The 12,596-nt window shown below is 71.8% G+C and carries 13 protein-coding genes and 1 pseudogene; 9 read left to right on the top strand and 5 right to left on the bottom strand.

All coding sequences use genetic code 11. The annotated features are described in order from the left end of the window. Positions 1–65: 65 nt before the first annotated feature. The 3 genes and pseudogenes from LDL49_RS12450 to LDL49_RS59850 form a co-directional block, all read left to right on the top strand. Entirely contained in the window at positions 66–650 is a 585-nt protein-coding gene (locus LDL49_RS12450) for an ArsR/SmtB family transcription factor (protein ID WP_225291154.1), read from the top strand. A 1-nt stretch (position 651) separates the two neighbouring features. Then, complete coding sequence (locus LDL49_RS12445) at positions 652–1,413, top strand: SRPBCC family protein (RefSeq protein WP_225291153.1); 762 nt, start codon at positions 652–654, stop codon at positions 1,411–1,413. A 5-nt stretch (positions 1,414–1,418) separates the two neighbouring features. Then, a pseudogene (locus LDL49_RS59850) lies at positions 1,419–2,003 on the top strand (alpha/beta fold hydrolase); the annotation flags it as partial. Here the strand turns inward: LDL49_RS59850 and LDL49_RS12435 are convergent. Further along, complete coding sequence (locus LDL49_RS12435) at positions 1,984–3,471, bottom strand: FAD-dependent monooxygenase (RefSeq protein ID WP_372470356.1); 1,488 nt, start codon at positions 3,469–3,471, stop codon at positions 1,984–1,986. The pseudogene LDL49_RS59850 and the gene LDL49_RS12435 overlap by 20 nt on opposite strands. Positions 3,472–3,610: 139 nt before the next feature. On the opposite strand from LDL49_RS12435, the gene LDL49_RS12430 reads away from it, so the two are divergent. After that, positions 3,611–4,258, top strand: coding sequence for a TetR family transcriptional regulator (locus tag LDL49_RS12430; RefSeq protein WP_225291152.1), 648 nt, complete (start codon positions 3,611–3,613; stop codon positions 4,256–4,258). Between the two features lie 44 nt (positions 4,259–4,302). On the opposite strand, the gene LDL49_RS12425 is transcribed toward LDL49_RS12430, so the two are convergent. Further along, on the bottom strand, positions 4,303–5,103 hold the full coding sequence (locus LDL49_RS12425) for an aminoglycoside phosphotransferase/kinase family protein (RefSeq protein ID WP_225291151.1): 801 nt from the start codon (positions 5,101–5,103) through the stop codon (positions 4,303–4,305). A 325-nt stretch (positions 5,104–5,428) separates the two neighbouring features. Between LDL49_RS12425 and LDL49_RS12420 the strand changes: the two genes are divergently transcribed. Further along, complete coding sequence (locus LDL49_RS12420) at positions 5,429–5,836, top strand: PIG-L deacetylase family protein (RefSeq protein ID WP_225291150.1); 408 nt, start codon at positions 5,429–5,431, stop codon at positions 5,834–5,836. Between the two features lie 44 nt (positions 5,837–5,880). Here LDL49_RS12420 and LDL49_RS12415 read toward each other — a convergent pair whose 3' ends face one another. From LDL49_RS12415 to LDL49_RS12405, 3 genes are read right to left on the bottom strand one after another with little or no spacing between them, the layout of a single operon-like run. Beyond that, entirely contained in the window at positions 5,881–6,690 is an 810-nt protein-coding gene (locus LDL49_RS12415) for a TetR/AcrR family transcriptional regulator (protein ID WP_225291436.1), read from the bottom strand. Positions 6,691–6,736: 46 nt separating this feature from the next. Then, entirely contained in the window at positions 6,737–6,961 is a 225-nt protein-coding gene (locus tag LDL49_RS12410) for a hypothetical protein (RefSeq protein ID WP_225291149.1), read from the bottom strand. A gap of 36 nt (positions 6,962–6,997) precedes the next feature. Next, positions 6,998–7,585 carry a winged helix-turn-helix domain-containing protein gene (locus LDL49_RS12405; RefSeq protein ID WP_225291148.1) on the bottom strand — a complete coding sequence of 196 codons (588 nt, stop codon included), beginning with the start codon at positions 7,583–7,585 and terminating at the stop codon, positions 6,998–7,000. Positions 7,586–7,882: 297 nt separating this feature from the next. On the opposite strand from LDL49_RS12405, the gene LDL49_RS12400 reads away from it, so the two are divergent. From LDL49_RS12400 to LDL49_RS12385, 4 genes are read left to right on the top strand one after another with little or no spacing between them, the layout of a single operon-like run. Then, the gene (locus LDL49_RS12400; protein WP_225291147.1) at positions 7,883–9,202 is read left to right on the top strand and encodes an NtaA/DmoA family FMN-dependent monooxygenase; all 1,320 of its coding nucleotides are present in this window, start codon (positions 7,883–7,885) and stop codon (positions 9,200–9,202) included. A 43-nt stretch (positions 9,203–9,245) separates the two neighbouring features. Continuing rightward, positions 9,246–10,400, top strand: coding sequence for an LLM class flavin-dependent oxidoreductase (locus tag LDL49_RS12395; RefSeq protein WP_225291146.1), 1,155 nt, complete (start codon positions 9,246–9,248; stop codon positions 10,398–10,400). After that, positions 10,397–11,431 (top strand): LLM class flavin-dependent oxidoreductase, encoded by a 1,035-nt coding sequence (locus tag LDL49_RS12390; RefSeq protein ID WP_225291145.1) that lies wholly within the window; start codon positions 10,397–10,399, stop codon positions 11,429–11,431. The genes LDL49_RS12395 and LDL49_RS12390 overlap by 4 nt, the downstream gene beginning before the upstream one ends. Further along, complete coding sequence (locus LDL49_RS12385; protein ID WP_225291144.1) at positions 11,428–12,540, top strand: LLM class flavin-dependent oxidoreductase; 1,113 nt, start codon at positions 11,428–11,430, stop codon at positions 12,538–12,540. The genes LDL49_RS12390 and LDL49_RS12385 overlap by 4 nt, the downstream gene beginning before the upstream one ends. Positions 12,541–12,596 lie beyond the last annotated feature (56 nt).

Raw genomic sequence — 12,596 nt, 5'->3', positions numbered from 1 at the left:
CATGATCGGCCGCCGAGCAGGCTGGCTTTCTTGACAATAACTTTTTTCGGTGCCATCGTTTCACCATGTACGAAGTGGCGGTGATCGAAGACCCCGCGGCAGCCGAGGCGTCGCTCGACCCGATGCGGTCCAAGTTGCTGGCCGAGCTGGTCGAGCCCGGCTCGGCCACGTCGCTGGCGGCCAGGGTCGGCCTGGCCAGGCAGAAGGTCAACTACCATCTGCGCACGCTGGAGCGGCACGGGCTGGTCGAGCTGGTGGAGGAGCGCAAGAAGGGCAACGTCACCGAGCGGGTGATGCAGGCCACGGCCGCGTCCTTCGTGATCTCCCCGGTCGCGCTGGCCGCGGTGCAGCCCGACCCCGGGAAGGCACCCGATCGGCTGTCGGCCCGCTGGCTGCTCGCCGTCGCCGCCCAGCTCGTCCGCGACGTCGGGACGCTGATCACCGGCGCCACCGAGGCCCGCAAGCGGGTGGCGACGTTCGCGATCGACGGCGAGGTGCGCTTCGCCTCGGCGGCCGACCGCGCGGCCTTCGCCGAGGAGCTGGCCGACGCCGTGACCGCGCTGGTGAGCAAATACCACGACGAGACAGCCGAGGGCGGTCGCGACCACCGGCTGGTCGTCGCCGTGCACCCGTCGCTGAAGGAGCACTGAGGTGGGACATTCCTTCGAGCTTCCCCAGGAGGCCGAGGTCGGGGCGACCCCCGAGGAGGTGTGGGCGGCCATCGCCACCGGCCCCGGCATCGACTCGTGGTTCATGGGCCGCAACGAGGTGGCCGACGGCGTGGTGCGCACCGCTTTCGGCCAGTACACCCCCGAATCCACCGTGACCGCAGCCGAGCCGCCCGCCCGGTTCGCGCACGCAAGCTCGACGGCGGAGGACGGCCGGTTCGTCGCCTACGAGTTCCTCGTCGAGGGGCGCGACCAGGGCAGCACCACGCTGCGCATGGTGACCAGCGGCTTCCTGCCGGGCGACGACTGGGAGGCCGAGTTCGAGGCCATGTCCAGGGGGCTGGAGATGTTCTTCGCCACCCTGGTCACCTACCTGACGTACTTCCCCGGCCGGACCGCCACGCCCGTCACCGAGTTCGGGCCGCCCGTCGCCGACTGGTCGCGCGCCTGGGAGATCCTTTACGGCGCGCTCGGCACCCCGGGCCACGCCAAGCCGGGCGACACCGTACGGTTCGCGCCCGCCGGGCTCGCCCCGATCGAAGGCGTCGTCTACTACGCCAACGCCCACACGCTCGGCGTGCGGACGCCGGACGCGCTCTACCGGTTCCTGCAAGGGTTCGGCGGCTCGATGGTCGCCGCGCACCACCTTTTCGGCGGCACCGGCGCCGCCTACCACCCTCTCGACGGCACCGGCGACCAAGGCCCGGCCTGGCGCGCCTGGCTCGATCATCTTTTCGCGGAGTGAGAACCATGGACCAGGCCATCTCCAAGGACGGCACCGCCATCGCCTACGACCGGTTCGGCGACGGGCCCGCGCTGATCCTCGTGGGCGGGGCGATGAGTTACCGTTCCTTCCCCACGTTCATCCAGCTGGCGGAGCTGCTCGCGGACCGGTTCAGCGTGATCACCTACGACCGGCGCGGCCGGGGTGACAGTGGCGACACCGCGCCCTACGCGGTCGAGCGGGAGGTCGAGGACCTCGCGGCGGTCATCGAGGCGGCCGGCGGCTCGGCGCACGTATGGGGCCTGTCGTCGGGCGCCGCCCTGGCCCTGCGCGCGGCGGCGGACGGTCTGCCGATCGAGCGTCTGGCGTTGTACGAGCCGCCGTTCATGGTGGGGGAGGGCGGTCACCGGCCGCCGGCCGACTACCAGGAGCGGCTGACCGCGCTGGCCGCCGCCGGGCGGCGTGGTGAGACGGTGTCGTACTTCCTCACCAAGGTCAAACGTGTCGATGAAGGTCCTCGCCCCGGTGCTCCGGGAGTTCTTCGCGGCGCGCTGATCGGCACGCAGGCCACCCACTGCGCTCGCGCGGTGCTCAGTCCGCTACGGCCACGTGCTCGGCCAGCGCGGCCGCCAGGGTCCGCTCGCAGGTGGCGGCGTCGTCGGCGGCCCAGCACACGTAGCCGTCGGGCCGCAGCAGCAGGGCCGCCGCGCCCAGGTCCTCCCCGCACTTGGCCCGTACGAGATCGACCCGCGCGGGCAGCCGGAACTCGGCGGGGACGATCCCGGCCAGGTCGAGCAGGACCGCGTGCCCGGCGCCGAACAGCCCGGACAGCCGGGTCGCCGCCGAGCCGACGAGCAGGTCGGCGTCCGGCACCCGCGGCCCGGCCAGCGGATGCTCGCCGCCGAGGTCGTAGGCCAGCGACAGGCCGGACATCAGGCCCGCCATGTGGCGGTTGGCGTCCGGCAGCCGCAGCAGGTCGCTGAAGATGTCGCGCAGCGCGGCCACGTCCGCGCTGGGCCGAGGCGCGCCCAGCACGCGCTGCGCGGACGTGTGGTGCAGCACCTGGGCGGCCACCGGATGCCGTTCGGCCTGGTAGCGGTCCAGGAGGCCCTCGGGCGCCCGGCCCTGGAGGGTCGCGGCCAGCCGCCAGCCGAGGTTGATCGAGTCCTGCACGCCGAGGTTCAGGCCCTGCCCGCCGAACGGCGGGTGGATGTGCGCGGCGTCGCCCGCGAACAGCACCCGGGCCGCCCGGTAGTCCGCCAGCTGCCGCGTCGCGTCGGTGAAGCGCGAGGAGTTGTCCACCGCGCGCAGCACGGTCTCCTCGCCGTAGACGGCCCGCAGCGCGGCGGTGACCTCCTCCTCCGTGACCGGCGCGTCGCGGTCGAAGTCCGCCTGCTCCTCGCTGCCGAACGTCAGCCGGTAACGCTCGCCGCCGATGGGAACCAGCATCGCCCAGTAACCGCCGCCCTCGCGGACCAGGCTGCTCATGTGGCCCATCGCCTGGGGGACCGACGCGGACGTGGCGGACAGCCGGACGTCGGCCAGCACCGCCACGAACGTCCCGTCGCGGCCGGGGAAGGGCATGCCCAGCAGCTTGCGTACGGTGCTCCGCCCACCGTCGCACGCCACCAGGTAGTCGGCCCGGAACCGGCGCTCACCGGCGCTCACCGTCACCCCGTCGGCGTCCTGCTCGACGGCCGTGATCGCCGCGTCGCGCAGGAGGCGCGCGCCTCGGGCGGTCGCGGCCTCCTCCAGGACCGCCTCGATCTCCCACTGCGGAACCGCGACCGGGTACGGATGCCGGGTCCGCCACGGCTCGCAGTCCAGCGGCACCGGCAGAGCCGCGAAATGGCCGCCGACCGGTTCGCGGTTCAGCGCCCGGCCCAGCAGCGGCTCCAGCAGCCCGCGCAGCTCCAGCAGCTCCAGCGTGCGGGGCTGGAGAGCGCCGCCCTTCATCTGCTCGATGCGCTTGGGCAGCTTCTCCAGCACCAGCGCGTCGACCCCGGCCAGTGCCAGCTCGTACGCCAGCATCAGGCCGGTCGGCCCGGCACCCGCGATGACCACCTGGAAATCCCTCATGAGCCGGTCCCTCTTTCTGTCGCCTGAGTGCTTCTATCGCCTGAGTGCTTCTATCGCCTGAGTGCTTCTGTCGTCTCAGTGCGAATATATACCCAGTGCAGAAAAAGTCCAAGTGCAGGTTTCTGGTAGGGTGACGAGCGTGACGAACGAGCCCGGACTGCGCGAGCGCAAGAAGCAGCGGACGCACGCCGCGATCTCCGAGGCGGCGATCGAGCTGTTCCTGCGGCACGGGTACGACCAGGTGTCGGTGGCCCAGGTGGCGGAGGCGGCCGAGGTGTCCAGGCGCACGCTGTTCGCCTACTTCCCGGCCAAGGAAGATCTCGTGGTGCAACGGTTCGCCGACCACGAGACGGAGAACGCCCGGGTGGTCGAGTCCCGAGCGGCGGACGTCACGCCGCTGGAGGCGCTGCGGGTGCACTACCTCGACGCGCTGGCCAGGCGCGATCCGGCCACCGGGCTCAACGACATACCCGCGATCGTGGCGCTCTACCGGATGGTCTATGGGACCGCCTCGCTGGCCGCCCGGATGCACCGGTTCCAGGCGGCGGCCGAGGAGGCGCTCGCCGGTGCGCTGCGGGAGACGGCGGGCGTCGATGAGTTCGGCGCTCGCATGGCCGCCACCCAGATCCAGGCGGTCCACTGGACGCTGACGATGGACAATGCCATGCGGCTGGCGGGCGGCGAGAGCGCGGACGAGCGCTACCCGGGCGCGGTGAGCGACGCCGAACGGGCCTACGCCCTGCTGGCCAACGGGCTGGGCCACCTGGGCGCGCCGGACCCTCGGTGAACCGGGTGGCTGCCGTTTGGTGAGCGGCAGCCACCGTTGTTCGGCTACGCCGTGAGGACGTTCTCCAGGAGTGGCCGGTGGCGCAGCATCCACGCCGCCGCCCGCGCCTGCCAGGCCAAGGCCCACAGCGGGTCCGGGTCCGTACTCTCGGGCGTGATCCGTGACCTGACCGCCACGGACGCGCAGTCACGGATGGCGAACTCGATCATCCGCGTGACGAAGCCGCCGCGTTCGGCGGCGGACAGCCCGTAGCCGTCGAGGAAGCGGCGCAGCTGACCCGCGCGCGCCTCCGCGCCGGGCAGGCCGTGCCGTTCGGCGACGTCGTCGTCGTGCAGCTGGGCGTTCCACCACGCGGCACCCGCCACGTCGTCCAGCCGGTCGATCGGACCGGCGCTGGTCCAGTCGATGTAGGCGACCGGCAGGCCGTCGCGGGCCACGGTGTGCCACGGTCCCGTGTCCCGATGGCTGATGATCGCATCGGGCGCGGAGCTGTGGAACGGCCACGGCTGCCACACCGCGCCCGGCGGCGGCCGGAACCCGGCCGTCGCGTCGTGGAGCTCGCGCAGCAGGCGGCCCGCCTGCCACACGCCCTCGTCGGACCAGGCGTGCGGGTGGACGAAGTCGCCGTCGATGTAGGTCACGGCGTCTCGTCCCTCCTCGTCGTAACCGTCGCCGACCAGGCGTGGGCTCCCGGTGAAGCCCGCGTTCTCCAGGTGCAGCAGCAGCGCGTGGACGCTGTCCGTCCATGGCTCGGCCGGGCGCAGCACGACGCCGCCGTGCCGGACCACCGGCGTGGGATTGCCCTCGGCCCCCAGCAGGGGCTCGAAGGATGGTGGGGAAGACACTCTCGCTCCTCGTGATCGTGATGGAAGATCACTCCAACGCGAGGAGCCCGGTACGCCTCAGGCGACCTCTCGCGTCGAAGTGCGAGCCGAGACTTCGCCGAGGACCTTGGTGGCCATGTGCCACACCTCCTGCTGGATCGCGGGGTACCGTCCCGGCCGACGCTGCCACAGCAGGGGAAGGCTGAGCAACGCATTTGCCCGCCGGTGAGGAGAAGCCCGACGGGCGAGGCCTCTTGGGATGGGCTGGTGGTGTGCTTTCCGGGCCGGTATCGGGGCTTGGGCCGGTATCGTCGTCAGGCGTCGGACCGATGATCTAGGGGGATCCGTGACCGAGCCGAGCCTGCTGTGCGTGCACGCGCATCCGGACGACGAGGCGTTGTGGACCGGTGGAACGCTCGCCCGCTTCGCCGACGCGGGCGCCAGGACAGGCGTCGTCACCTGTACGTGGACGGAGGGCACGCGCCGGGTCGCCGAGCTGGCGCGTTCGCTGGACATCCTCGGCGCGGGCGAGCCGCGACTGCTGGGGTACGCCGACGGCAACGCCGGACTGTCGGCGCCGGGCGCCGCCCGCTTCGTCGACGCGCCGCTGGACGAGGCGGTCGGGCGGCTGGTCGGGCACATCCGGGAGGCCGTGGGTGGGGCGCAAGTGGGCGGCGGTGCGGGCGCACGAGTCGGAGATCGAGCGCGGCTCCACGATGGGGCTGCTGGACGCGGTTCCCGAGGCGACACGTGACCGGCTGCTCGCCACCGAGTGGTACACCGGCGGCGACCCGAAACTCAGCCTGCTGGTCTGACGCCCGCGCGGGCGATGGCCGCCTCGATCCCGTCGAGCACCACGGTGAGCCCGGCGGCGAAGGCCGGTCGTGCCTTGTCTTCCAGGTATGTCGTGGCCTGCCCGGACTGCGGGGGAGGCGGGTCGTCGGTCTCGATCCAGGCGACCATCGGGAAACGTTCGGCGAAACCGGGGGCGACCTCTTCGAGCAGGGCCGACCGGGCGTACCACCACTCCTCGTCGGACACCCCGGTCGCCGCCGGCGCCTGCCGTGACTCCGCGACCGTCCTGGCCGCGCCCCGGACGAAGTCGGTCAGCAGCGAGACGACACCCCGCAGCGGTCCGCCGCGCAGCCCCGTCGCGCGCAGGACGCCCACCATCGTCTCCATCATCGCGAACTCGTTGGGCCCCAGCACCGGCCGCGCCTGCGACACCTGCAACACCCACGGATGGCGTACGTAGAACGCCCGGACGTCCTCGGCCCACGACGTCACGGCCGCCTGCCAGCCCGGTCCGAGGTCGTAGCCGGTGGGCAACTCGGCCAGGGCGCGGTCGTGCATCAGGTCGATCAGCTCGCTCTTGCTGGGCACGTACGTGTAGAGGGCCATCGCCGTACGGCCGAGGCGTTCGCCCACCGCGCGCATGGACAGGGCCGCCATGCCCTGCTCGTCGGCGACCGCGATCGCGGCGTCCACGATCATGTCCACGCTCAGCCCCGGCTTGGGGCCCGGACCGGTGCGCGGCCCTGGCCCCGTCGCGCGCCACAGCAGGGCCATCGAGCGGCGCGCGTCTCCCTGGCCGGCGAAGACCACCACCTGACAACCCCCCACGGACGCGATAATCCCTTACGCCATAAGGATATCAGTGGTGATCACCGAAGCGCGGGACGGTGCCCGATGGCCGCTGGGGCAGGCTGATCAGGCGCAGGCCGGCCGACACCATGGTCCAGCCGAGCGCCGTCACGCCGGCCGCCCACCTGGGCGGGAGCTCGCGCCGGCGGTCGCGGAGCAGGCGCCACCTGGTGGCCTCGGCCCGTAACTCGGCGGCTCTGTGGCGTTCGGTGTAGAGGTACATGTCGGCGTGCATGTGCCGACCTCCTGGCAGTCTCGGGGGCCATGACGCTCAGGCCCGGAACGGGAATCCGAAGAACTGCAGGGCGACGTGCTCGCGCCCCTCGGTGTCGCCCGCCGCCTCGGCGGCTTTGCCGCGCGCCCACCACTTCTCGACGACCGCGTCGAGCTCCTGGCCGACCAGTCGCAGCTCCTCGGCGGTGAGCGAGGTCAGGTATTCGCTGGCGAACGCGGCGCCGCGCCACTCGGCGGGCCATGCGGGCTGCTCGTCGAGGTAGCGCTGGTACATCTCGTCTTGCACTCGGGAGGCCACGCGGGACAAGGCGGTGCGGGCGGCGACGATCTCCGGGCCGTCCTCCGGGGACGGTGCCCTGGCGCTGACGTGGTGCGAGGTGATCTGCCACCAGCGCTCCCTGCCGTCGCCGGTCTGCGGCACGGCCTCTTCGATGAGGCCGTGCGCGGCGAGTTTGCGCAGGTGGTAGCTGACCAGGGAGACGGCCTCGTCGACCTGGTCGGCCAGCTGGGAGGCGGTCGCCGTGTCCGCCACGATCAGAGCCCGGTAGAGCTTCAACCGCAGTGGGTGCGTGAACGCCTTGAGCTCGTCGAGATCGCTGAGCCGGCGGGTCTCATGCGCGGCCATGGCTCCACCATAGATGCGAAAGGAAAATTGCGCAAATAAAGTTGCACATATCCAGGACCATCGTCCATCGGCTGGCCGCCGGCCTGTCGCCGGACGACGCGACCGAGCTCACCCGCGTCCTGCGCGGCCTGCTGACCCCACCCGGCTGAAGCCGTCGCGGCCGCGCCCGGATAAAGCCGCCTGCCGGCCCCGCCTTCCCTCGTGGCCATTGACATAAAAACCCTCTTTTCCTACTTTTTATGTAGGCATTCAAGGAGGCGCGATGTCCCACTCCACTCACACGAACCTCCGCGACCAGTGACGCGCAAGCGGATCCATCTCGCGGCCCACTTCCCCGGCGTGAACAACACCACGGTCTGGGCCGACCCCCGCTCCGGCAGCCAGATCGACTTCGCCTCGTTCGCCCATCTGGCCAGGACGGCCGAGCGGGGCAAGTTCGACTTCTTCTTCCTGGCCGAAGGGCTGCGGCTGCGCGAGCTCAAAGGCCGCATCCACGACCTCGACGTGGTCGGCCGCCCCGAGGCGCTCACCGTGCTGAGCGCGCTGGCCGCCGTCACCGAGCGCCTCGGGCTCGCGGGCACCGTCAACGCCACCTTCAACGAGCCGTACGAACTGGCCAGGCGCCTGTCCACGCTGGACCACCTCAGCGACGGCCGGGCCGCCTGGAACGTGGTGACCACCTCCGACGCCTTCACCGGCGAGAACTTCCGGCGCGGCGGCTACCTCGACCGCGCCGACCGCTACACCCGCGCCGCCGAGTTCGTCCGCCTCTCGCGCGAGCTCTGGGACTCCTGGCAGCCGGGCGCGCACCTCGCCGACAAGAGCCGAGCCCAGTTCGTACGCCCCGCCGCCATCGGGACCGTCCACCACGAGGGCCCGCATTTCGCCGTCGAAGGTGAGTTCACCCTGCCGCGCAGCCCGCAAGGGCATCCCGTCATCATTCAGGCCGGGGACTCCGACGAGGGCAGGGAGTTCGCCGCCGCCACGGCCGACGTGATCTTCAGCCGCCACGGCACGCTGGAGGATGGCCGGGCCTTCTACGCCGACGTCAAAAGCCGCCTGGCGCGTTACCACCGCGAGCCGGACCAGTTGAAGATCATGCCCGCGGCCACGTACGCGCTGGGCGACACCGAGGAGGAGGCCGCCGAGAACGCGGCCGCCATCCGCCGTCAGCAGGTCGGCCCGCAGACCGCGACCGCCTTCATCGAGCAGGTGTGGGGTCGTGACATGTCGGCCTACGACCCGGACGGGCCGCTGCCGGACGTCGAGCCCGACCTGTCGGAGGGCGTCTCGCAGGGGCGGGTGCCGTTCGGCGACCGGGCGGCGGTGGCCGCGAAATGGCGGGCGCTGGCCGAGGAGAAGAAGCTGACGATCCGCGAGCTGGTGATCGAGGTGACCGGGCGGCAGACGTTCGTCGGGACCCCGGCGGGCGTGGCCCGGCAGATCGACGAGCACGTGCAGGCGGACGCGGCGGACGGGTTCATCCTGGTGCCGCATCTGACGCCAGGCGGGCTCGACGAGTTCGTGGACCGCGTGGTGCCGCTGCTACAGGAACGCGGTGCCTTCCGTGCCGACTACACCGGCACCACCCTGCGCGAGCACCTGGAGCTGTCATGACAGCGAGCACCGTAACGATGCCCACCAGAAGGATGGTGCCCTAGTGACCCTGCATCTCGCCGTCGCGCTGGACGGCGCCGGCTGGCATCCCGCCGCCTGGCGCGAGGCGTCCGCGCGGCCTGAGGCGATCTTCTCGGCCCGCTACTGGGCGGAGCTCGTGGCCGAGGCCGAGCGGGGACTGCTCGACTTCGTCACGATCGAGGACTCGCTCAGCCTCCAGTCCACGCTGCTGGACGGGCCCGACGGTCGGGCCGACCAGGTGCGCGGGCGCTTCGATGCGGTACTGCTGGCCGCCCGGCTGGCGCCGCTCACCAGCCGGATCGGGCTGGTGCCGACGGCCACGACCACGCACACCGAGCCGTTCCACGTGGCGATCGGCATCGCCACACTCGACCACGTCAGCGGCGGGCGAGCCGGGTGGCGGCCGCAGATCTCGGCCAGGAGCACCGAGGCGGCGCATTTCGGGCGCCGCCCGTTCCCCCGGCTGGACGGGTCTTTCTCGATCGATGACGAGCACGTCCGAGCGCTGTTCGCGGAGGCCGCCGACGCGGTCGAGGTCGTGCGGCGGCTCTGGGACAGCTGGGAGGACGACGCGGAGATCCGCGACCTGGCGACCGGCCGTTTCATCGACCGGGACAAGCTTCACTACATCGACTTCGCCGGGCGGTTCTTCTCGGTGCGGGGGCCGTCGATCACGCCTCGGTCGCCGCAGGGCCAGCCAGTGGTCACGGCGCTCGCCCACGCGCGCCTGCCGTACGAGTTCGCCGCGGGCGGCGCCGACATCGTGTACGTCACGCCGCACTCCGCCGACCAGGCACGCGCCATCGTCGAGGAGGTCAGGCAGCTGTCGGCGGAGCTGCGGGTCTTCGCCGACCTGGTCGTGTTCCTGGGTGACGACGCGGCGGAGCGCAAGGCCCGGCTCGACAGGCTCGACGGGGCCGAGCTGCGCTCCGACGCCGCGATCTTCACCGGCACCCCGGAGGAGCTGGCGGAGCTGCTGCTCACGTGGCGGCGGGCCGGGATCGAGGGGTACCGGCTGCGTCCAGGCGCGCTGCCGTACGACCTGGAGGCGATCACCCGGGGGCTGACGGCGGAGCTGCGCGGGCGCGGGGCGTTCAGGCGCTCGTACGAGGCCATGACGCTGCGCGGGCTGCTCGGCCTGCCGCGCCCGGCCAGCCGCTATGCGGAGGTGTCATGAAATTTCTGGCCATCACGTTAATCGTCCATAACGACCAGCGGTCGCACACCGAGCGGTTCCGCGAGGTCGTCGACAACGCGGTGCTGGCCGAGGAGCTGGGCTTCGACGGGTTCGGGGTGGGGGAGCGGCACGAGCGGCCGTTCATCTCCTCCTCGCCACCGGTGGTGCTGAGCCACATCGCGGCCAAGACGTCCAGGATCCGGCTGTTCACCGCGGTCACCACGCTGAGCCTGCTCGATCCCGTACGCGCCTTCGAGGACTATGCCACGCTCGACCACCTCTCGGAGGGCAGGCTGGAGCTGATCATCGGCAAGGGGAACGGGGCGGCGCAGGCCCGGCTCTTCCACGTCACCGCCGAGGACCAGTGGGACCGCAACCGCGAGGGGTACGACCTGTTCCGGCGCCTCTGGCGGGAGGACAAGGTCACCTGGGCGGGCCGGTTCCGTCCCGCGCTGACCGAGGCCGAGACCTGGCCCCGGCCGCTCCAGCGGCCGATCAGGGTCTGGCACGGCAGCGCCACCAGCAAGGAGTCGGTGGACCTGGCCGCCTACTACGGCGACCCGCTGTTCTCCGCGAACGTCACCAACCCCATCGAGCCGTACGCCGACCTGATCGACTACTACCGAAAACAGTGGGTCCGCTACGGGCACGACCCGGCCGACGCGCTGGTCGGGGCGGGGACGGCCGGCTACTACGCGGCCCGGACCTCGCAGGAGGCGATCGAGACCTACCGGCCGATCTTCGACGCCCGGCTGGCGCTGTTCGCCAAGCTCGGGATCGAGCCGGTCTTCGCCACGCTGGAGGACGCCATCGAACGCAGCTCGATCCTGGTCGGCAGCCCGCAGCAGATCATCGACAAGGTGCTGCGCTATCACCAGCGGTTCGGGCATGAGGTCATGCACCTGCACGCCGACGCCGACGGGCTCACGCCCAAGCAGCACAGGGACGCGCTGGAGCTGTTCCAGGCGGAGATCGCGCCCGTACTGCGCCAGGAGATCCCCAGCAGGCCGTTCCCCGGAGGTGCCGCGTGACGCTGTCCATCCTCGACCTCGCCCCCATCCCCTCCGGCGGCACCGCGCGTGACGCGCTGCTCAACACCATCGACCTGGCCCGGCGGGCCGAGTCGTTCGGCTATCGCCGCTACTGGGTGGCCGAGCACCATTTCGCCCCAGGCGTGGCCAGCTCGGCTCCGGCCGTGCTCATCGGCCTGGTGGCGGCGGCCACCGGCGGGATCAGGGTCGGATCGGGAGCCGTGCAGCTCGGGCACCAGACGCCGCTGTCGGTGGTGGAGCAGTTCGGGCTGATCGACGCGCTGTATCCGGGCCGGATCGACCTCGGCATCGGCCGCTCCGGCCAACGCCGCGCCGAACTCGCCGCCGCGGCCGCTCCGGCGAAGCCCCCGCTCAGCGTGGCGGCGGCGGGACGGGTCGTCGACGGGCTGCTCATTCCGCCGCCGTTCGACTGGTCCAGGCTCGCCGCCCACCCGCAGCTGGCCTTCCACGCCTCGCTGCTCCAGCAGCCCGGCGCTCAGACGCCCGACTTCGCCGCGCAGATCGACGACGTCATCTCGTTCCTGAACGGCGACCACCAAGCGCACGCTGTTCCCGGCGAGGGGGCGGAGGTGGAGCTGTGGATCCTCGGCAGCAGCGGCGGCCAGAGCGCCCAGGTGGCGGGCGAACGCGGGCTGCCGTTCGCGGCCAACTACCACGTCAGCCCCTCCAGCGTCCTGGAAGCCGTCGAGGGCTACCGGAAGGCGTTCAAGCCGTCGAAGGCCCTGGCCGAGCCCTACGTGATCGTCTCGGCCGACGTCGTCGTGGCCGATGACGACGAGACCGCGCGGGAGCTGGCCAAGCCGTACGGGCTGTGGGTACGCAGCATCAGGACCGGGGCGGGCGCCAGGACGTACCCGACACCCGAGGAAGCCGACGCGCACGTCTGGAGTGCCGAGGACCTGGCGCTGGTGAAGGACCGGATCGACACGCGGTTCGTCGGCACGCCCGAGGCCGTCGCCGAGCGGCTGCGCGTGCTGCGGCGGGTGACGGGCGCCGACGAACTGCTGGTCACGACCATCACCCACGACCACGCCGACCGCGTACGCTCCTACGAGCTGCTGGCCGAGGCCTGGGACGGCCGCTCATGAAGCGGACCCTGGTCGTGCTCATGCTCACCCTGGCCGCCTGCGGTTCCCAGTCGTCC

The organism is Nonomuraea aurantiaca, assembly GCF_020215705.1.
Classification (GTDB): domain Bacteria; phylum Actinomycetota; class Actinomycetes; order Streptosporangiales; family Streptosporangiaceae; genus Nonomuraea; species Nonomuraea aurantiaca.
Note: the sequence above shows the minus strand (reverse complement) of the source record. Positions and strands in the feature narration are given on the sequence as shown.

Bases quoted from the DNA above. Each gene is read 5' to 3' on its own strand.
- LDL49_RS12405 (WP_225291148.1), bottom strand. From the start codon at position 7,585: ATGGCCGCGCATGAGACCCGCCGGCTCAGCGATCTCGACGAGCTCAAG.
- LDL49_RS12435 (WP_372470356.1), bottom strand. From the start codon at position 3,471: ATGAGGGATTTCCAGGTGGTCATCGCGGGTGCCGGGCCGACCGGCCTG.
- LDL49_RS12450 (WP_225291154.1), top strand. From the start codon at position 66: ATGTACGAAGTGGCGGTGATCGAAGACCCCGCGGCAGCCGAGGCGTCG.
- LDL49_RS12410 (WP_225291149.1), bottom strand. From the start codon at position 6,961: ATGCACGCCGACATGTACCTCTACACCGAACGCCACAGAGCCGCCGAG.
- LDL49_RS12390 (WP_225291145.1), top strand. From the start codon at position 10,397: ATGAAATTTCTGGCCATCACGTTAATCGTCCATAACGACCAGCGGTCG.